Below are 20,865 nucleotides of genomic sequence, written 5' to 3'. Positions count from 1 at the left end.
GAAGTCAATGTAAACAGTAATCATTCAAAAAAAGTGTAGCCAATGCCACAATGCTTGTGTCATTGACTACACTAAATACCATCAATATCTAGATATACATGTATTTTATTGGGCATACAAACTATATTTTGAAACATACCACTTATAAAGCCTGTATCTGAACATATCCCTTCTGGGCAGATATCAGTGGGCATAGGTAACATTCTCACCCTATTTCCTATGATTTCTAATGTTCCCACATGTTCATGTTCACCAAAAATAAAGTCGTGATATACAGTCTCTTCAACATCTGAAAAAACAGGTATCTTATCAATAATGGTTCCATCTACATTTATTATTACATAACCATCTTCCATAGGTGGTAATCCGTACAAAAAGTACCCCCCCATGCTTAATCCCAGTATAAGTACTATAGCAATAATTATTTTGTCTCCCTTTTTGATATAAATTCCTCCCCTTAAACACTTATTTAATTGAATATTTCTCCATTCTATAAAGGAGGGTGTGCCTAGTGATTCCAAGTAATCTAGCTGCCTTTGTTTGATTATTGTCAGTACGGGTTAGGGCTTGCACTATCAGTTCTTTTTCTACCTCTTCTAGCTTTAAACCTTTGGCAGGTAATACAATACTGTTTTCAGAGGTAGAAGGGATTTTGACCTCTGCAGGTATAATATTCTCTGTTATTCTATTACCGTCACACAGTATAACCATGCGTTCAATAACATTTTCTAGCTCCCTAATGTTACCTTTCCAAGTATAATCACAGAGGATTTGTATAACGGAACTATCTATTTTAACGTCTTTTTTGCTTAGTTCTAGGGAATATTTCTCTGTGAAATAGTCTATAAGTTGTGGAATATCCTCAACTCTTTCCCTCAATGGGGGTAGCTCAATGGGAATAACATTCAACCTATAGTACAAATCTTCCCTGAACAATCCTTTTTCCACCATCTCCAATAGGTTTTTGTTTGTAGCTGTTATTATTCTAATATCTATTTTTATATTTTCAGTACCACCAACCCGCTCAAATTCTTTTTGCTGGAGTACACGTAAAAGCTTAACCTGTAGTGGTAAGCTAAGTTCACCAATCTCATCTAAGAAAATAGTTCCTTTGTTTGCCCTCTCAAACTTCCCAATTTTCCTTGAACCAGCACCTGTAAAAGCACCTTTTTCATATCCAAATAGTTCACTTTCTATTAAATTTTCAGGAATAGCACCACAATTTACCTTTATATATGGGTTATCCTTACGATCACTGTTGTAATGTACAGCATTGGCTATAACCTCTTTACCTGTTCCACTTTCACCTAAAATCAGCACTGTAGCATTTGTTTTAGCTACACGATTCACCATATCTAAAACATCTTGCATTTTTTTACTGGATCCAATAATCCTTTGTCCTGTGTTGTATCTCAACTCTTCTTTCAAGTACGATATTTCTTCTTTCATATTTCTGAGGTCTAAGGCATTTCGAATAATTATTTTGAGTTTTTCAAGTTCAAAGGGTTTAGATACAAAGTCTAAGGCCCCTAACTTTAACGCATCTATTGCCATTTCCATGGTCCCATGGGCTGTGATCATGATTACAGGTACGTCTTTATCTTTCTTTTTTATTTCCGTCAAAGTTTCTATACCATCCATGCCAGGCATACGAATATCCAACAGTACCAAATTAGGTTCAATACTTGCAAGCATCTCTAAACCTTCTTTTCCATTACTGGCTTCAAAAACATCAAAGCCCTCTTTAACCAATGCGTTTTTTATAGCCCATCTCATATTTCGTTCATCGTCTACCACAAGAATCCTATTCTTCATTCCTATCCCCCTCATATAAAGGCAAATAAACCATAACCTTCGTACCTTTACCTTCTACACTTTCTATTTTTAACTTACCCTTATGCTGCTCAATAATCTTATGGGTTATGGAAAGTCCTAGTCCTGTTCCTTTTTCCTTGGTAGTAAAAAAAGGGTTAAATATTTTTTCTGTGATTTCTTGCTTTATCCCACACCCACTATCTATTATCTGAAGAACACAGTTGTAATCTTCTACTTTTAGAGATATATCCATTATGCCGTTTCCTGATATAGACTCAATTCCATTTAACATGAGGTTTACAAAAGCTTGTTTTAGCTTTTCTTGATCCCCGTATGTCCATATATTATCCTTGTTGTTTAATTTTATATCCACAGATTTTTTTTCAGAGTATTTACTGAATATACTAGAAAGCTGATTTATTACTTCGGATAAGTTAATGGGCTGGGGAGAATATTGCTCAGGCTTTGCAAAATCTAAGAGCCATTTAACAACATCATTAGCACGGTTTATTTCATGGTCTATAATTTCCAAACCTTCTTTAAGGTTTTCAGATTCGTGGTTTTCGCCACTTTGTAGTGTTTGACTAATTGTTTTAATAATCCCTAAAGGGTTGCGTATTTCGTGGGCTATTCCTGCAGCTAAGTTTCCAACGGCTGACAATCTATCTCCACGGCGCACTTGCTCCTCTAGTGCCTTCATCATAGTTATATTTTTGATGCTTACTACGACTCCTTCAATATCTTTATTTATGGTCATAATTGGCATGCAACTTAACTCATATGATTCTTCTTTGTGATTTATCTCCCGGGTAATACCTTCCGTACCTCCATGTAAAACATCTTCAATAGATTCTTCAATACAGTATTGTTTTAAAAATTTTTCGACATATTTTAACCCTTTAAATTCTTCATTAGCTTTGTGATTCACAAATTTGAGTTTTCCCTTTGAATCAAAAGCAACTATGCCACTTTCTATACTATCTAAAATATTATGGTTATAGTTTTCTAAATCTGTTATCTTAACCACTTGTCTTTCAATGGCCATTCGTTTGATATGATCTTTTTCAACTAGATAACCTATCCCTAAGCCCGCCAATATAAACATCAGTAACTCTAGCAACTGGTAAACCACTTCAAAATTTACAACCCCAAAATACATTATCAAGTGAGGAGCATAGAGAATTACCACTATGCTGGATATGATTACTCCACCCTTTAGCCTATAAACAAATGCTCCATAGACTATAGGAATATAATAAAATATTCTAACTAAATCATGAAAAACCATTCTGTTGCTAAAAAGGTAATAGTGCAGAAGTGTTATTAAAACCACCATAACTAAAGTAGTAAAAAAATGCCTTTTATTCATTTTTCTCACCAGTTTCCTTGACATAACCACAGAAGGGGCAGTATCTCCAAGTATTGTTTACTTTCTTGCCACAACCAGCACAGGGCTCAGAGACTGCAATATCACTTGTATTTGTTTTTGTATTATCTTTGTCCCCTATTACGCCATCTAGTAAAAAATATAAAATACCCGCCATGGCTAAACAAACTAAAATAGGCATTTTTCCACCCCATTCGCATTGTTTCTTTATTATAGTTTATAGAATACCTTATGTTTTTTCAACTTATCTATGATGTTTTCCTCCTCCACAGCATCCCCCTCTCCTAAACATAAAGAAAATCCAAACAGCAGCAACCATGATAAAAATGATATCGAAACCGTTCATGTACTTTACTCCTCCTCTCTTAGTTCAAATAGGTACACTTAGCATTAAACAAGGTGTAGCATATGCCACAAAAATTGTTTAATATGCTACACCTTATTTAGCAATTAAGCATTTTCTATTTCTATATCTCCATCATTTCCTTCTTTCTTACCCTTAGCTGCCTTAAACATGAAATAGAACATACCTCCGTGAATTAAAGGGCAAAGCAAGAAGAACATGAAAGGAATGTAATTGCCTATGCTTCCAAACTGGAACCCGCTGAACCTTACCACCACAAATGCCACCAGGGGTAGCATACACAGCACCATCATCCATTTACTTTTACCGTGATTATGATTTTCCATTTTTCTTACCTCCGTTATTGTTTTTCTTGTTAAGGTCACAGCAATCTAACCTCTTGCTATCAAAACTCTCTTTATTACTCTTCGCAATTGATTCAATTAACTTCTTTAAAATATTTTTCATGATACTCCTCCTTTTTTGAAGATCATATATTACTAGTATGCAAAACCCATGCCAATAAAAATACACCAAAGACTATAACTTTTTGAATTCAGGAGAAGAAAGGTACACAAAAGGGGTTAGGTTAATTATCCTTTAGTAGGAAATTCAACCTAACCCCTTTATTTTAAATCTATAATGTCAATTATAGATTAAGCTTTTTTGTAGTTCGGCTCTATATTAACTTTCCTTAGCCTTAGAGAGTTATAAACAACGTTTAGGGAACTGATAGCCATGGCTGCAGCACCAATCATAGGGTGTAGTAAACCAAACATAGCTACTGGAATGGCTACAGCGTTGTAGAACCACGCCCAGAAGTAGTTCTCTTTTATCTTTCTGAAGATAGCCCTAGATAGTTTGATAGCTGATACAATGCCAGTTAACTCTCCCCTAACTAGGGTTACGTCTGCTGCTTCAATTGCAATATCTGTCCCTGTTCCAATGGCGATACCAACGTTAGATTGTTTAAGTGCAGGTGCATCGTTAATACCGTCACCAACCATTGCAACTGTAGTATATTGTTTTTGAAGCCTTACAACTTCTTCAACCTTTCCATCAGGTAAAACCTCAGCAATAACATGACTGATACCAACTTTTTTGCCTATTGCAGCTGCAGTTCTCTTATTGTCTCCTGTGATCATGGCTGTTTTGATACCCATACTTTCTAATTCAGCAATAGCCTGAGCTGAATCTTCTTTTATTGGATCTGCAACAGCTACAATACCAAGTAGTTTTGTACCTTTGGCTAAGAGCATAGCAGTCTTTGCTTCTTCTTCTAGCCTTACTAGCTCTTCTTCATAGCTCTCATAGGCAACATTGTTCTCAGACATTAGCTTTCTGTTACCTACAAGTACTCTTTCTCCATCTATCATACCCTCAACACCCATACCCACAAGAGCGCTAAATTCAGTAACCTCACCGAGTTTAATCTTCTCTTCTTTTGCCTTTTCCACTATGGCATGTGCCAATGGATGTTCTGAACCTTTTTCTATTGTACCGGCATAATATAGGAAGTCTGTATCCTTTATACCCTCTACCATAACTAAATCAGTTACTTCTGGTTTACCCTTTGTTATTGTACCTGTTTTATCAAAGGCTATTGCTTTTACATCTTTAAAAGTCTGTATAGCTTCACCATTTCTGATCAAAATGCCTTTCTCTGCCCCTATACCACTACCCACCATTAGGGCTGTAGGTGTACCAAGACCAAGGGCACATGGACAAGATATAACCAAAACTGCTGTTGCAGTTATAAATGACAGTGTAAGTGGTGTTAGGTCAGGGTTAACCCATGGTAAAAAGGTTGAACCCCATTCGATTATACTCAGATGAAAATCTGAGAATATATTAAATGATATAAATGTACCCACTGTAATGATGATAATAGCTGGAATAAAATATCCTGTTATTCTGTCAGCAAATTCCTGTATAGGAACTTTGGAACCTTGACATTCTTCAACCATTTTAATAACTTGTGATAAAAACGTATCTTTTCCTATTTTTGTTACCTTAACTTTTAGTAACCCTTGCTTGTTCAGTGTAGCTCCAATAACTTCATGGTCCTTTTCCCTTTTCACAGGCATTGATTCCCCTGTGGCCATTGATTCATCAACTAAACTGCTTCCATCAACAACAACCCCATCAGTAGGGATTTTTTCACCAGGACGTACTACCATGATATCCCCTACTTGTAAATCTTTCACTGGAATTTCAACTTCTTCTCCATCCACAATGATTTTTGCTGTCTTAGCCCCCATTTGCAGAAGTTTTTTGATTGCTTGAGAAGCTCTCCCCTTAGCTCGAACTTCTAAATACTTCCCTATCAAATGGAAAGTCATTATTGTAGTAGCCATTTCAATAAAAGTTTGTATTGGGAACCAAAATCCTAATAAACCTATCAAATATGGTGGTAATGATCCCAGTGTTACTAGTACATCCATGTTTGGACTTCCGTTTTTCAGTGCTTTAAAACTAGCTTTATGGACATGTAATCCTGTCCCAAATATAATTGGAAAACCTAGTACTATGGTCATAATGAAATATCCAGGTATAGGAGTTATAAACATATGAACCATCATTAGTGCCATTATTGCTGTTGATAAACCGATAGAAATCTTCATGGTCCTAGCAGTTTTTCTAATTTTAAGCTCATCTTCATCTATACCATCATCTTGAGTTTCTTCTTCAAGGTCTAATTCATATCCCACTTGCGAAACTTTCTTTTTTATATCAAGTAGCCGAAGTTGGCTTGAGTCATATTCGATGGTCACTTTTTCTGCTGGGAAATTCACGTTTGCCGATATTATCCCATCCATATTATTTAGAGCTTTTTCCACCCTGCTAGAGCACGCAGTGCAAGTCATACCGTGAACCTTCAGTGTGACTTTCTCTTGTTTCTTTTCTTCTTCAATATTACCTTTGTAGCCTGCATCTTCTACACCTTTGAGAATTGCTTTTTCATCAATCTTAGAACTGTCGTATTCAACTTGTCCTTTTTCCGTAGCTATGTTGATATTGGTAGTTAGTATTCCGTCTAGAGATTTTAATTTCTTCTCTATGTTATTTGCACAGCTACTACAAGTCATACCTTCGATTTTAAACACTAGTTTTTTCTTTGACATCTTTAAGCCCCCTTTATATTAGTTGATAACTTATTTTATTATGAGATTAGCTTTTTTAAATTCACCTCTATTGACATTATACCCCCTAGGGGTATAATGTCAAGTGTTTTTTTACATTACATGGATAAATTATTGAAAATGTTTGATATGATACAGCTCTGTAGCATATGCTACACTTTTCTCTTGCAGTTTAATGACTGCTTTACTTTCCATACCATTTTTCGTTAAATATGTAGACTATCTATTAAACAAAGCAATTTTTGTGCCATCCAAAAGATTTACTTAAGAACCTGCTCTAAAAAGAACAGGTTCTTAAGTAAATAACTTTTCCTATTGTTTTTTTCTCTTTTTTAGAATCCTCAAAAGATAATAAGTAAATAGTCCAAACCCAATCAATATTGCAACAGTGCTTAAAAACATTAGAGTATAGCTAATCATTTATAATCACCTCTCTAATATTTTTAACTTATTTAAGTAAAAAGATTCGGGGTCAGGCTACAATTATCCATTATTGGATAATTGTAGCCTGACCCCGAGTATTTCTACATTTTTTCTACTTCGCCGTATTCCTCACCGAAGGTATCAACTGTTACTTTTTTCATCATTTGATCTTCTAATGGTTTGTCTTGCATGTTTCTTTTTACGCTTACGATTCTGTCAACTTCTTCCATACCTTCTGTTACTTTACCAAATGATGCGTATTGGTTGTCTAGGTGTGGAGAACGTTGAACCATGATGAAGAATTGAGAGCCTGCAGAGTCAGGGTCCATGGTTCTTGCCATTGATAGTACACCGCGGTCATGCTCTAGGTCATTATCAAAACCATTGTTTGTGAATTCACCTTTAATTGTGTAGCCAGGGCCACCCATACCTGATTTTTCTGGGCATCCTCCTTGAACCATAAAGCCTGGGATTACCCTGTGGAAGATAAGTCCATCATAGTAGCCCTTTTGAATAAGGCTTATAAAGTTTTTTACAGTATTAGGCGCAACTTGAGGATAAAGTTCCCCTTTGATTATGTTTCCATTTTCCATCTCAATTGTTACTACTGGATTTTTGCTCACATAATACACCCTTTCTTTTTATAATTACTAAATTATACCACCTATTTTTATAATATGTCCACACCTAGGACTTTTATTGATTTTTTATAATTCTTTTACCCCAGCTTCAATCTGCTCCAATGCCCTTTTGAGGAGTTCCCTAGAACACCCTAGATTTAATCTTATAAACCTTTCACCACCGGTTCCAAAGCTATATCCTGGATTCATTCCAACTTTGCACTTTTCTATAAAAAAGTTAGATAGTTCGATACTCCTAATGCCAAGTTGAGAGCAATCTACCCAAGCTAAATAGGTTCCATCAGCTTCCACAAGCTTTAATTTTGGAATCCTTTCTTTAAGAAACTCATCTAAGTACCTGAAGTTTCCTTCTATATAATTTATAACTTCTTCTAGCCATTTTTCACCATGGTTATATGCTGCTATTAAAGCAACCACACCTAAGACATTTGGTTTAGTAGATGATCCATTTTTTTCCAATATACCTCTAAATGTTTCTCTCAACCTTTGGTTGCTTATTATAATATTTGATGCATGAAGTCCCGCTATATTAAAAGATTTGCTAGGGGCTGTACATACTATCAAGCGGTCTTGGCATCCTTCCATAACCCCCATGGGGGTGAAAGCTTTGTCTTTAAAAGCTAAGTCTCCATGGATTTCATCTGATATGATTAGCGTATTATGCTTTTTGGCCAGTTCAACAACCCTTGAAAGTTCCTCTTTGCTCCAAACTCTACCAACTGGATTATGGGGACTACACAAAATAAATATTTTAACACCTACAAGTTGCCTATCTAGTTCATCAAAATCCATTTCATAGCGACCATTTTTATATATAAGCTGATTTTCAACTAGCACTCTATTGTTATTTTTTATTGCCCTATAAAAGGGTGGATAAACAGGGCTTTGTATTAATACCTTATCCCCTTCTTCACTCAACCCTTGAATTAACATATGGATGGCTGAAACTATACCCTCTGTCATACAAATCCACTCTTCATTTATGTTCCATCCATATTTATTGCTAAACCAGTTAATAACAGCCTCATTATAGGGTTTTATATCCCCGGCATAGCCAAAAATACCATGCTCCACCCTAGCCTTTACTGCTTCAATTACTTCATTAGGGCTTTTAAAATCCATGTCCGCTACCCACATGGGTATTACATCACTACAGTTGAACCATTGTTCAAGATCATCCCACTTCATAGAATGAGTTTTACTGCGGCTTTCAATCTTATCAAAAGAGTACATATTCACTCCACCTCCCTAATTTATATATAAACATATTCACCAAAATCAGAGAGATTCCTGCTTGATAATTAAATACACCTTAGTATCCTTTTTCCTCTGTAACCACGTTAATCATCTCCCCTTCACCTGTTGTGAAGACTTTTAGGTTGTGGGTTGTTATTTCCATGGCTCTCTTATTGTAATGGGGTGATACTCCGCAGATATGTGGTGTTATTACCACATTGTCTAGTTTCCAGAGTTCGCTATCCTTTGGTAGTGGTTCTTCGTAGAATACATCACTGAAATATCCTCTAATTTTTTTGTTTTTTAGCACATCTACAAGTTCAGGTTCATTCATAGTAGTGCCTCGACCTATGTTGATAAACACTGCTGTTTTTTTCATCATTTGCAGATATTTTTTTCCTATAATTTCATGGGTCTCTTTGGTTGTAGGTAAAAGGTTTATAAGGTAGTCACTTTCTTTAAAAAGCAATCCCATATCATCCATGGAGTACACTTCATCCACATAATCCATTTCAGCAGGTGTTCTCTTAACTCCTAAAACATTCATACCGAAAGCCTTTGAAAGCTTTGCTATTTGTTCACCTATACTTCCCATACCCAATATCCCTACAGTGGCACCGTGGATTTCACCTTGGTCCACCCTTCTATCCCAGTTACCTTCTAATTGGTTTTTCAGCATAGTTGGGAAATTTCTTGCCATAGATATCATTGCACCCATTGCGTATTCAGCCATGTGAATTTTATGTATACCTCTACCATTAGTGAGGATAATACCCCTTTTAAATATCTCCTCAAGGGGAAGTGAATCTACTCCAGCACTAATTACTTGAAGCCATTTGAGGTTTGAAGCCATTTCAAGCATTTCTTTAGTAAATTGGAACGTCACGAAAACATCTGCGTCCTTTAGATACTTTGGTATATCTTCCCTTTCGTATGTAACAATAATTGTATCAGTGGAAAACTGTTTTTTTACATTTTCTATAATTTCTTCAGTCAAATCTAAATAAATTAACACATTTGCCATTGGTATTACCTCCCTTTTTAGTTTATACTATAATTATACTATATTATTCCCATAACGGAAGGAGAGATTATTATGAACGAAATATTTACTAGAAGAAGTATCAGAAAGTATACAAATGAGCCTGTATCTCAGGAGGATATTACATATCTTATGAAAGCTGCCATGGCTGCACCATCTGCTAAGAATCAGCAACCTTGGCAATTTGTTGTCATTGACGACAGAGAGCTTCTTGAAAAAGTACCACAGTTTCACCCTTACTCTAAGATGTTACTAGAAGCTCCCCTTGCCATAGCTGTATGCGGAGATCTGTCAGGGGAATATGGAGGAATGTGGGTACAAGATTGTTCAGCAGCTACACAGAATATTTTATTAGCAGCTGAGTCGAAGGGTTTAGGTGCTGTATGGTTAGGCATTCACCCCATTGAAAAATTAGAACAACAGGTTATAAATTTACTTAACTTGCCTGAAGGTATCATTCCCCTAAACCTTATCGCTGTGGGTCACCCTGCAGAGAAGAAAGAACCAGCAAATCGCTACCATGAGGCAAAAGTACACTATAATAAGTGGTAAAAGTGAAGGCTTGTGCCTTCACTTTTTTATTTTTTAAGAATATATACTTATTTAACCAAAGCAAATCTTTTTACTGGTTTACCGTCTACTATTGTTTCTTCCATAAACATATTTAGCGGTCTTGCCCAAATAGAATAATCCCCATAAAGGCATTGATAAATAACCAGCTCCTCTTCAGTTTCCGAGTGCCTAGCTATATATAAAACTTTATACTCCATCCCTTTGTAGTGTCTATAGATACCACCGATTACTAAGTCATGTCTCACTTTATTACCTCCCTTTACATATATTTCTTCAAATACTCCCTAACCTTAGTCTCACTGTTGTCATTTATTATATCCACTGGTATATTCGAAAACTTTGCCCAGTCTACTAGTTCACACACTGTGGAAGTATAAAATGATGTACCAACAACCAGTAATCTTTCAGTATAGCCTATTGTCTCAAGGGCTTCATGAAATTTCGGTAGCATATCTCCATACAGCACTACATTTGGTTCAAGTGTTCTTCTACATTCAGGACAGTTTATATTTTCTTTAATTATATTTAAATCAAAATCCAAATTACATGAGTGACAATAAACACTCTCAAGATTGCCATGTATCTCCACAACGTTACTACTTCCTGCCCTGTGGTGTAATCCATCGATATTCATAGTTACTATTGGCACCTCAAACTCTGCCAAAGCAAGATGTGCATCATTGGGCTTTGCCAACTTGATTTTTGCTTCCATGGTTAGTAGAATATCATAAAACTCTCTGGGGCTACTCTCAAAAAATTCCCTACTTAATTTATCCCTTAGGTCTCCCCTCTCTTCAAAGGTTGGGACCCCGCTAGCTTTGGAAATACCAGCACCAGTTATGGTAGCAATCTTAAACATAATATCCCTCCGACAACTGTGATATATATTTTTTTATTCTATAGCTATAACTTATATCCTTTTTTTATTTAGCTATTAATTTCATAGATTCTTTAATATTGTTCCACTAGCAATTGACAAACTTCCAATTGAGCCATCAAATTCCACGTGAACTTGTATTTCTGATATAATACTACTTAGAATTTTTTAAATAGGTTTAGAAAGGATGATTTAATGAAATTTACAGGGGAAAGAGTAGTACCTAAAGTTATGAATCCTGAAAACGGAATGCTAATTGAGCATATTGCTCGTTATGAGTTTGCAAAAGCTTTCTGCAAAGGCAGAGTGTTAGATATAGCATGTGGTGTAGGTTATGGAACAGACTACCTATTGGAAGGTAATGAAAATATAGACGAGCTTGTGGGTGTAGATATTGACCATAGATCAATAGAATACGCTATAGAACACTACAGCTACCCTAATACTAAATATTTCATTGATGACTGCCTAAGTGATGAACTTCCAGAAAAATATGGGACTTTTGATACCATAGTAAGTTTTGAGACAATTGAACATTTTCATGGTGACGAAAAATTTGTTCAAAATCTTTATAATCTCTTAAAAGATGATGGTACACTTGTTATATCTACACCCTTCGGTAGGGGGAAAAATCAACCTTGTTCTTGTCCATTTCATGTCTACCAGTACACCGAGGAAGAGTTTTGGGAAATACTTAAGCCATTCAAGAACATAACAATGTATCACCAAATAGATCAGAGAATAGAGATACCCAACCCAGATACAAAATACTATTTAATGGTAGCCGTGTGTAAAAAAGGAGCCAACGATTAATCAGAAAGTAATTGCAAAAAAAATCCTATTTGATATTTTTTTGCATAGTATTTGGCTATTTCTCCCAAAATAGTAGTATCACTATTTAAAAGGAGGAGAAATATATGAAGAAAACTTTGTGGATTATAATAGGAGTAGTAGCTGCCATAGCTCTAGCTGTATTTTTCTTAAATAGAACACCTGATACTACCCCAGACCCAACCCCACAACCCGATGAACAAGAACAGGCTGATGAAGCTCAGCAAGAATATGATCCCTTCGAAGGTAACGTTTGGTTAAATGCAGAAGGTGTTGAAATGGAAAATACACCAATACTTGATAAAGGTGCAATCCATTTGCCCCTTTTAGAATTAGCCAATGCTCTAAATATCGAAGTAAGCTATGACTCAAATACACAATCTATTTGGATAGGTACTGATCAAGATGAAGACATCCAAGAAAGTGAAGAAGAGCTTAAAATTTATAAAAACAACGCTGATCTAACCCCAAGTAATATAATTACATTAAACGATGAATTCTATATATCTGGCAGAGAAATAGCACCTCTTTTAGATATATATTTCTACGAAAGTCTTTTTGAGAACGCTGTATTTTTAGTAGATGACAGTGAAGCTCCTAGAGATGGAGAATATGTTGCTGTTAGAAGACGTGACCAAAGGGGTTGGGAACCAAGAGTAAATATAACCATTGAAAATGGTCAAATAACTTCAGCGGAATATAATGAGTATAATCAAGAGGATCAAGGAAAGCTAGATGACCCACAGTATATCCAAAATTGGCAAAATACATATCCAGATGTGGACCCATTGGCTCTCGTGGCCCAGTTGGAAGAGCAACTTGTTAGCACCCAGTCAGTGAGTGAGATTGATGTCACAACAGGTGCCACCGGTAGCTATAGAAACTTTACTGAGCTAGCCTCTATTATAATGGCCCAGTCCAGGGTTAGCAAAATAGGCCAAGAGTATGTGGATGGTGACTATGAGGTATATGGTAATCCTGCGCAAAATGGCTGGACACCATATATCACCTACCAAATTAGTAACGGAACCATTACAAGCTTCACTTATGATGAAGTAAATGAAGAGGGTAATAGCAAACGTGAAGATGAAGAGTACATCAATAGATGGAGAGGTAACTTCGAGGATGTAGACCCCATAGCAATAATTGAGGAAAGGGAAAGACAAGTGCTACTTACCCAAGATCCTAACACCGTTGATGTAACAACAGGTGCCACCTCATGGGGTAGAAACATGAAAAGATTAACCACAGGATCAATACTACAAGCACAGCAGTCAGAGTTAGAACAAGACTACGAAACTATATATGTGTTTGTTGGTGAGCAAGGTGAACGGGGAGATCTGCCTCAATTACTAATAACCACTGACAATGACGAAATGACAAATGTAAATTTCAGTGATTATAGAAATGGGGTAAACAAGAAATTCGATGAGCCATATCTTCAAAGATGGAGTGAAAACTATCCAGATGTTGACCAGTTGGCAATAGTTCAAGAAATGGAAGAAACCTTCCTAGAAAGCCAAGACCCCGATGAACTAGATGCAATAACAGGTGCTACAAACTGGAGAAATGCTTTCCAAACCTTAGCCCGCAGAGCGTTAGAAGTAATTGGTGGGGCTAATTAGTTGCCCGTGGCAACAGGTTCAGCTACGCTGATAGGTCAACTTCTTTAACAGGTTTGCTCCGCAAAAGTAAAGACACTTAATCAAAAACCAGCATCTGAACATATTTTCAATACGTTCAGATGCTGGTTTTATAGTTAGTTTATGCTTTTCAGTTTACTATACTACTTCTATATTCTTCATTCTAATAACAGTAGCAATATTCATGAGTACTATTATTCCCATGGTTACAAGTATCACTGGTAAAGTTCCATCTAATGAACTACCTATATCTCCTGCTTTTTGTACTAAGTAGTAGGGTATATATTCCTTAATGCTTTGGATGTTTGATAGTAGCGGCATCATATAACTCATTGCCATTACTATAGCACCTGTAATAATACCTTTTCTAAATATACTACTTATGAAAATCAAAAGAGAAACATTAAAAGAAAAGTAAACCATAAATAACAATGCTGAACTCATAGCTTCTGCTAAAGTTATATTACCTTGATCAAAAAGTATAGAAGAGTAATAATAATTTACTAGAAAACCTATGAATACCATCAAGATTACTGTTACTGTATAGTGTACTGATTTAGCAAGAACCAAGCCTGTTGGGTTGACCCCCTTAGAATAAGGTAGCATCAGTTTTTGTCTACCAACTTCATCAGCCATTATACCCATTAAAGTAAATATAATAAATATATTAACTAGGCTAAACAAATCACTCATATAGTTCCTTAAAGCTTCAACCCTATCAATAGCCATGGTATCTATGAGTTCAACGGGAAGTTGCCCTTCTAGTAAAACAGGCAATAGTTTAAGGATTACCGGGTTGACTATAGCCCAAGCTCCAAACCCTATCAATAAAATTATAAATCTACTGGTCCTTATGGATTCTAAGAATTCTTTTTTTAGGTATGCTTTAAATGATGCCATTGCCGTTCACCATCCTAATAAATATATCTTCAAGGTTCCCTTGTCTAATTTGATAATTAATTACTGGGTTTTTAAACTTGACTAATTCACCCATTAGATTTTGTTTTGCTATATCCATATCCTTTGCATACACACTTATTTTGCGAGTATCAACATTTTTTATATTTTCTACCCAACTAAGACCTTGCAAGGTTTCAGCTATGACATTACACTCTTCTTCAAAGGTAATATCAAAAATAGGCTGTATAAATTCCTTTTGTAGATCCTTTAAATTTCTTGTAAGCAAAATATTTCCTTTATCCATAATACTAACTTCATCACAAACCCTTTCAACATCACTAAGAATATGGGTAGATAGAAATACTGTTATATCTCTGCCCTTAAGGTCACTTATGAGTTCCACCATCTCAAGACGCCCTTGGGGGTCTAGGGCAGAGGTTGGTTCGTCTAAAAAGAGATATTTAGGGTGGTTAAATAGGGCTACAGCTAACCCCAGTCGTTGTTTCATCCCCCGTGAGTAGCCACCCACTTTTCTATTTTTAGCCTCAGTTAATTTTACTTGTTCTAACAATTCGTCAACTCGTTTTGATCTAGATTTCTTATCATAGTCACTTACTTCAGCTATAAAATTTAGATACTCTACTGCTGTCATGTATTCGTAGAAAACAGGGTTTTCTGTAAGGTACCCAATAGACTGCATAATTTTGCCTTTATTTTTTACAAAGTCAAGACCTTCGAACTTTATTTCTCCACTATTAAACCCTATTAAACCTGTCAATATATTCATAGTGGTGGATTTTCCCACACCATTTTTGCCTAGGAAACCAAAAACTGTACCTTTATCAACAGAAAAGTCTATGGATTTTAGTACTTCAAATTGGCCATATTTTTTTACAAGATTTTTTACTTCAATCATTTTGCTTAATACCTCCGTTTACCCATAATCAAGTACCCTACTGGTCCAAATACGTTTACAAATGTAATAATTAGTGCCCATGCCCACTTGGGTAAATGGTTTGCATCATTTTTAAATAAATTAATCAAGCAGTAAACCTTAAGGGCAAACTCTATTATTATAATTGGTAACAACATTTTTAAAATTTCAGTGAATTGCATAGTCTCAAACATGTAGATTCCTCCTTTAGTGTTTTGGTGTAATACATCACTAGTACACCCACAACAATATAATACTCCTTTTATCAAAAGGAGTCAATATTAAATGTATTAAGAAATTGTTAACTAACTACCATTAGAAAATAAAGTCCTTATTAAACCATTCCTCTAAAACTAAATTATGTGAACCAAACTACTTACCTCCTAATATAATACATTAGTGGCGGAGGTGATAGTTGTGGCTAAAAGAGGTAAAACTTTGAAAAAGACTCCCATTAAAAAAGTGAAGGGTAAACCCTGTGTTAAGTGCAAAAGTAAAAGCAAGTAAGCTATGGCTTACTTGCTTTAGTTTTTACTATCAAGCAATGACAGCTAAGGCATCTCTATTTTAGAAAAGTTGTACCCCTTTAGCTTCTATTTATCATTTAAGTAAGATGCCACTATCTCTCCGTAGTAGATAACATGGAAGTCATCATTTTTATAATACTTTTCATCAATGTCGTTGTGTAGGAGTTTTGGCTCCATGGCTTGCTGATAAACAACTTTACATTCATAGTGTAGTTCACACTCACCTACCACTGGGGTAGAGATTTTCTGCCCTTTTTGGATTGTTAGTCCACATTCTTCAAATTTGTTCATATCTCTGCCTGATTTTGATCCACAAATACCTAATTCTTTTTTTAGGTTATTGGATAAGGGTATACTTACTGTAAATTCTTGTGCATTATCTAGTAATCTATAAGTATATCTAGAATATCTTACTGCTATCATGAAAATAGGCTTACCCCAAACTACTCCAACAGTTCCCCAGCCAATGGTCATGGTGTTAACTTTGTCCTGCCATTTAGCAGTTAAAAAAGCTCCCTTTGGTAATTGTTCCATCAATTCTGGAAGCATTTCACTATACGTAACATTTTTGACTTTCCCCATTTTTTTATAGCCTCCTTTAACAAACTAAAGTATACATATATAGCATATCATTTCTTTATATGCATTAAAAGATGTAAATATAACGTTTATTAATATTATTTAATATTTTTTTTGATATAACTATACATAAAATATTTCTACCTAAAAAGTTTACCGAACTCTAGCTTGGGTACGCTAAACTCAAGCTACCATTTTCTCTCCTACCTCTATTTCTTGCCATTTACCTCCATTAAATCGTAATGTCATAAGGGTAGCCCTTACAATATTATCAAGTACCATGGCGTACCACAATCCATATATTCCCCAAAAACGAGATAGAATAAAGGCTGCTACAACACGCATACCCCACGTTCCTGCCAGGGTTATCCAAAGTACATATTTTGTATCTCCAGCTCCTCTAAGTCCTCCCGCAAGAACCATTACGAAAGCCAGGAACGGTTGTGCCACAGCCAATATCTTCAGACATTGAGCAACCACAGCTCTTACTTCAGGGTCTGGAGTGAAAAAAGCTGCAATATAGCTTGAGAAAAAGAAAAACAGTAACCCCACACCTGACATAAATATAAGGGCCATTTTCGTAGCTACAAAACCACCTTCTTTAGCCCTCTGTGGTTTATTTGCACCTAAATTCTGTCCAACAATGGTGGTTGCCGCTAAGCCAAAACCAAATCCAGGCATAAAGGACATGGACATCCCCTTCATAATAATAGGATTGGCTGCCATGGCCACGTCACCTAAACCTGCAGCAAACATGGTAAATAACATCTGCCCACTTTGTCTAAAAATTTGTTCAAAGGCTGAGGGTATACCTATTTTCAGTATATCCCGTATAATGACCATGTCAAAATTCAATTTAAAAGGATTTACATCCAACCCTTTGCCCTTTGACAATACCACCATACCAATTATACCTGCAAAGGTACGGGAAAGCCCTGTTGCTAGTGCAGCCCCATTTACACCTAAGGCAGGTATGATTCCCCATCCAAAGATAAGCACAATATCTCCCACTATATTGAATAGATTTACAAATATCATTATATAAAGGGGTGTCTTCATATCCCCTGCCCCTTGTAATATGGCATTTGTGTTCATCATAGCAAACATAAAAGGTAAAGAAAAAAACACTATTCTAAGATACCCTGTTGCTAAATCAACAACTTCATAATTTATAGTCTCAGAAAAACTCATCATAAACAAAATCAACTGTTTAGCAAATATTACACCGAAAATTGCTAAAACCGTTCCTGATAAAAAGCTTAAAATAATAGATTGCCTTGCAGCGTCAGCTGCGCTTTTTTTATCGCCTGCTCCGTAAAATCTAGCCACCAGCGCTGTGGTTCCTATGGTAAATGCTGTAACTACGCTTATTGTTATCATAACCAATTGGTTGCCAAGTCCTACTGCCGCAGTAGCCTCTCTTCCCAGCCGACCCACCAAAGCCAAATCCACCATTCCCACAACCATCTGTAAGGTCATTCTCAACACCACAGGAATGGCTAAAACAACTACGGCCTTTTTTAAGGGTCCGTTTGTTAAATTCAATTGCATCTCCTTCTTTCGATTATATTATATTTAGTCTACAGTATTATCTATTCGATTATTTGACCTCAATTCCTTTATTTTTTTAAATAGAATCAGTCTCCTATCTTTTTCATTAACAAACAAAGATTATATTTTTTAGCATTAGGAATAATAAAAAGAGTAAGTTATGTAGGAGGTTGTTAAAATCATGAAGATCAAAAACTTTAAAAAGCTGAAATTATATGGCTTTAATAATTTAACGAAGACCCTGAGTTTTAATATTTACGATGTTTGTTACGCTAAAACTGAAGAAGATAAGAAAAGCTATATTGAGTACATCGATGAAGAATATAGTGCCGAAAGATTAACAAACATCCTAAAAAATGTTGCTGACATCATAGGTGCTAATGTTCTTAATATAGCTAAACAAGATTATGAGCCCCAAGGTGCATCAGTAACAATGTTAGTATCTGAAGAAGGAGTTTATTCAGATAAACCCCCTGAAGAGCTAAATGAATCAGAAAGCCCAGGCCCATTGCCCGGGTCAGTAGTTGGACATCTAGATAAAAGTCATATAACCGTCCACACATACCCAGAAAGTCACCCAGACCAAGGTGTCAGTACCTTCAGAGCAGATATTGATGTTTCTACATGTGGCCACATTTCACCACTAAAGGCATTAAACTACCTTATCCACAGCTTTGATTCAGATATCATGACTATCGACTATAGGGTGCGTGGTTTTACAAGGGATGTAAATGGCAAAAAACTATTTATCGATCATAAAATCAATTCCATCCAAAATTATATTGATCCAGCTACTAGGGATAGTTATCAGTTGATAGATGTGAATATCTACCAAGAACATATCTTCCATACAAAAATGATACTTAAAAAGTTTGACCTAGATGACTATCTTTTCGGTGTAAGCAAAAAAGAACTGTCTCCCACAGAAAGAAGAAAAATTAAACATCGCTTGAAAAAAGAAATGAATGATATCTTCTATGGACGAAATGTAATTAAAGTATAAAGACGAAGGCTCACCTTCGTCTTTTTTTGTGCCTTGAAAAATCTACTATGTATGATAGAGTTATATGTAGTTGAACATGACCATAGCAACAAAACCAACCCAAGCCAAACTACACCAATTCAGATTTGAATTTTCCTGTCCAACTTTCTACTTCTTCCATTATGCTTAAGTAAAACTTTCAGTCAGGGTGGCTCAAGGCACACCCCCTACAACAACCTTGCATTTTACCTGAAGTTGACCTTCTTGTCCAGCTGTCCAGCTAATACAAAGAAAGGAGTTTTTTATGATTGAGCAAATTTTAGATTTTTGGTATTTCCATCTGTTTAGACCTACTAGGTTTGTAGGTATTACATTTTTATTTTTTATGTTAAGCCATTTTTTTAACTTATATATTTATAAACTCATAGTTAAAATGACAGACAAAACAAAAACCACTTTAGATACAAAAATAGTTACAGCCTTTAGGAAACCTGTGAAGAATTTTATTTTTTTCCTTGGTCTTTTTTTTGCATTACGTGATCTTTCTTTATCAAAAGAGTATTATGATGTTGTGGTCAAACTTTTTAGATCCACTGTAATAATCCTAATAACCTCAGGCTTTTACAATCTCAGTAGTACATCTTCTGCACTATTTACCAAATTAAATGAGAAACTAGATTTTGATATTGATAGGATTTTAATCCCTATTATATCTAAAGCAATAAGATTTATTTTAGTGGCAATAAGTGCTTCGATTATAGCACAGGAATGGGGATATGACGTTAATGGTTTTGTGGCAGGTCTTGGTATAGGTGGTCTAGCCTTCGCCCTAGCCGCTCAAGATTCCCTTTCAAATTTCTTTGGAGGAATAGTTATAATCTTAGATAAGCCTTTCTCCATAGGAGACTGGATTCTAACACCAAATGTAGAAGGCACAGTGGAAGATATTAATTTTCGCAGTACAAAGGTTCGCACTTTTGCCCATGCCCTAGTTACAGTTCCAAATGCCACTTTGGCTAAAAACCCAATTACAAATTGGAGCAAAATGGGAAGAAGACGAATCTCCTTTAATCTTGGTGTCACTTATACAACTCCTAGGGAAAAGTTGGCTACATGTGTAACTAGGATTGATTCCATGTTAAAGAATCATAGTGATATACATCCAGAGACAATTTTTGTAAACTTTGATAGCTTCAATAGTAGTTCTTTAGATATATTTATATATTGCTTTACAAACACCACTGTATGGGGGGAGTTTTTGAAAGTTAAAGAAGATGTGAACTTTAAAATCATGGATATTTTAGAACAAGAAGGAGTATCAGTAGCCTTCCCATCTAGAAGCCTTTACTTTGAAAACCCCATCCCAACAGCAAAAGTGAATATAGAGTAAAAAAAGACTTCCCAGGAAGTCTTTTTTTAAAGGATTTTTAAGCTCCAT

22 protein-coding genes are annotated in these 20,865 nt (G+C 35.6%); 5 read left to right on the top strand and 17 right to left on the bottom strand.

The features are described from left to right. Window positions 1–71: 71 nt before the first annotated feature. From HYG86_RS15435 to HYG86_RS15395, 10 genes are all read right to left on the bottom strand, one after another. Complete coding sequence (locus HYG86_RS15435) at window positions 72–521, bottom strand: NusG domain II-containing protein (RefSeq protein ID WP_281391289.1); 450 nt, start codon at window positions 519–521, stop codon at window positions 72–74. Further along, window positions 466–1,815: a sigma-54-dependent transcriptional regulator gene (locus HYG86_RS15430; RefSeq protein ID WP_213166459.1), complete on the bottom strand. Its 1,350-nt coding sequence runs from the start codon at window positions 1,813–1,815 to the stop codon at window positions 466–468. The genes HYG86_RS15435 and HYG86_RS15430 overlap by 56 nt, the downstream gene beginning before the upstream one ends. Then, window positions 1,805–3,184 (bottom strand): two-component system sensor histidine kinase NtrB, encoded by a 1,380-nt coding sequence (locus HYG86_RS15425; RefSeq protein WP_213166458.1) that lies wholly within the window; start codon window positions 3,182–3,184, stop codon window positions 1,805–1,807. Before HYG86_RS15425 ends, HYG86_RS15430 begins: the two co-directional genes overlap by 11 nt. Then, window positions 3,177–3,383 carry a hypothetical protein gene (locus HYG86_RS15420; RefSeq protein ID WP_213166457.1) on the bottom strand — a complete coding sequence of 69 codons (207 nt, stop codon included), beginning with the start codon at window positions 3,381–3,383 and terminating at the stop codon, window positions 3,177–3,179. The genes HYG86_RS15425 and HYG86_RS15420 overlap by 8 nt, the downstream gene beginning before the upstream one ends. Window positions 3,384–3,652: 269 nt before the next feature. Next, window positions 3,653–3,892: a DUF2933 domain-containing protein gene (locus HYG86_RS15415; protein ID WP_213166456.1), complete on the bottom strand. Its 240-nt coding sequence runs from the start codon at window positions 3,890–3,892 to the stop codon at window positions 3,653–3,655. Next, entirely contained in the window at window positions 3,879–4,013 is a 135-nt protein-coding gene (locus tag HYG86_RS18330) for an LDCC motif putative metal-binding protein (RefSeq protein ID WP_281391288.1), read from the bottom strand. Before HYG86_RS18330 ends, HYG86_RS15415 begins: the two co-directional genes overlap by 14 nt. 188 nt (window positions 4,014–4,201) lie before the next feature. After that, window positions 4,202–6,670 carry a heavy metal translocating P-type ATPase gene (locus tag HYG86_RS15410; RefSeq protein ID WP_213166455.1) on the bottom strand — a complete coding sequence of 823 codons (2,469 nt, stop codon included), beginning with the start codon at window positions 6,668–6,670 and terminating at the stop codon, window positions 4,202–4,204. A 542-nt stretch (window positions 6,671–7,212) separates the two neighbouring features. Beyond that, the gene (locus HYG86_RS15405) at window positions 7,213–7,704 is read right to left on the bottom strand and encodes a peptidylprolyl isomerase (protein ID WP_213169321.1); all 492 of its coding nucleotides are present in this window, start codon (window positions 7,702–7,704) and stop codon (window positions 7,213–7,215) included. A gap of 114 nt (window positions 7,705–7,818) precedes the next feature. Further along, on the bottom strand, window positions 7,819–8,985 hold the full coding sequence (locus tag HYG86_RS15400; protein ID WP_213166454.1) for a MalY/PatB family protein: 1,167 nt from the start codon (window positions 8,983–8,985) through the stop codon (window positions 7,819–7,821). 79 nt (window positions 8,986–9,064) lie between these two features. Continuing rightward, window positions 9,065–10,012 carry a D-2-hydroxyacid dehydrogenase gene (locus HYG86_RS15395; protein WP_213166453.1) on the bottom strand — a complete coding sequence of 316 codons (948 nt, stop codon included), beginning with the start codon at window positions 10,010–10,012 and terminating at the stop codon, window positions 9,065–9,067. Window positions 10,013–10,084: 72 nt separating this feature from the next. Between HYG86_RS15395 and HYG86_RS15390 the strand changes: the two genes are divergently transcribed. Beyond that, the gene (locus HYG86_RS15390) at window positions 10,085–10,582 is read left to right on the top strand and encodes a nitroreductase family protein (RefSeq protein WP_213166452.1); all 498 of its coding nucleotides are present in this window, start codon (window positions 10,085–10,087) and stop codon (window positions 10,580–10,582) included. 47 nt (window positions 10,583–10,629) lie between these two features. Here HYG86_RS15390 and HYG86_RS15385 read toward each other — a convergent pair whose 3' ends face one another. Together HYG86_RS15385 and HYG86_RS15380 are read right to left on the bottom strand one after the other, a co-directional pair. Continuing rightward, on the bottom strand, window positions 10,630–10,848 hold the full coding sequence (locus tag HYG86_RS15385) for a DUF1653 domain-containing protein (RefSeq protein ID WP_281391287.1): 219 nt from the start codon (window positions 10,846–10,848) through the stop codon (window positions 10,630–10,632). A gap of 14 nt (window positions 10,849–10,862) precedes the next feature. Beyond that, on the bottom strand, window positions 10,863–11,462 hold the full coding sequence (locus HYG86_RS15380; RefSeq protein ID WP_213166451.1) for an SIR2 family NAD-dependent protein deacylase: 600 nt from the start codon (window positions 11,460–11,462) through the stop codon (window positions 10,863–10,865). Between the two features lie 213 nt (window positions 11,463–11,675). On the opposite strand from HYG86_RS15380, the gene HYG86_RS15375 reads away from it, so the two are divergent. Together HYG86_RS15375 and HYG86_RS15370 are read left to right on the top strand one after the other, a co-directional pair. After that, complete coding sequence (locus HYG86_RS15375; protein ID WP_213166450.1) at window positions 11,676–12,293, top strand: class I SAM-dependent methyltransferase; 618 nt, start codon at window positions 11,676–11,678, stop codon at window positions 12,291–12,293. Between the two features lie 104 nt (window positions 12,294–12,397). Then, window positions 12,398–13,936, top strand: a complete 1,539-nt coding sequence (locus HYG86_RS15370; protein ID WP_213166449.1) for a stalk domain-containing protein — start codon at window positions 12,398–12,400, stop codon at window positions 13,934–13,936. Between the two features lie 156 nt (window positions 13,937–14,092). On the opposite strand, the gene HYG86_RS15365 is transcribed toward HYG86_RS15370, so the two are convergent. From HYG86_RS15365 to HYG86_RS15345, 5 genes are all read right to left on the bottom strand, one after another. Beyond that, on the bottom strand, window positions 14,093–14,854 hold the full coding sequence (locus HYG86_RS15365; RefSeq protein ID WP_213166448.1) for a hypothetical protein: 762 nt from the start codon (window positions 14,852–14,854) through the stop codon (window positions 14,093–14,095). Beyond that, window positions 14,841–15,770, bottom strand: coding sequence for an ABC transporter ATP-binding protein (locus tag HYG86_RS15360; RefSeq protein ID WP_213166447.1), 930 nt, complete (start codon window positions 15,768–15,770; stop codon window positions 14,841–14,843). The genes HYG86_RS15365 and HYG86_RS15360 overlap by 14 nt, the downstream gene beginning before the upstream one ends. A 5-nt stretch (window positions 15,771–15,775) precedes the next feature. Beyond that, window positions 15,776–15,982: a PLD nuclease N-terminal domain-containing protein gene (locus HYG86_RS15355; protein ID WP_213166446.1), complete on the bottom strand. Its 207-nt coding sequence runs from the start codon at window positions 15,980–15,982 to the stop codon at window positions 15,776–15,778. A 399-nt stretch (window positions 15,983–16,381) separates the two neighbouring features. Then, on the bottom strand, window positions 16,382–16,897 hold the full coding sequence (locus HYG86_RS15350) for a flavin reductase family protein (protein ID WP_213166445.1): 516 nt from the start codon (window positions 16,895–16,897) through the stop codon (window positions 16,382–16,384). 180 nt (window positions 16,898–17,077) lie between these two features. Then, on the bottom strand, window positions 17,078–18,439 hold the full coding sequence (locus HYG86_RS15345; protein ID WP_213166444.1) for an MATE family efflux transporter: 1,362 nt from the start codon (window positions 18,437–18,439) through the stop codon (window positions 17,078–17,080). Between the two features lie 187 nt (window positions 18,440–18,626). Here HYG86_RS15345 and speD point away from each other — a divergent pair, with 187 nt between their 5' ends. After that, a complete protein-coding gene (speD, locus tag HYG86_RS15340; protein WP_213166443.1) occupies window positions 18,627–19,448 on the top strand; it encodes an adenosylmethionine decarboxylase in 822 nt (273 codons plus the stop codon). 283 nt (window positions 19,449–19,731) lie between these two features. Further along, window positions 19,732–20,817 (top strand): mechanosensitive ion channel family protein, encoded by a 1,086-nt coding sequence (locus HYG86_RS15335; RefSeq protein ID WP_213166442.1) that lies wholly within the window; start codon window positions 19,732–19,734, stop codon window positions 20,815–20,817. Window positions 20,818–20,865 lie beyond the last annotated feature (48 nt).

The sequence above is a fragment of the Alkalicella caledoniensis genome, assembly GCF_014467015.1.
GTDB classification, from domain to species: Bacteria; Bacillota; Proteinivoracia; order Proteinivoracales; family Proteinivoracaceae; genus Alkalicella; species Alkalicella caledoniensis.
This window is presented reverse-complemented; position numbering and strand designations above follow the sequence as displayed.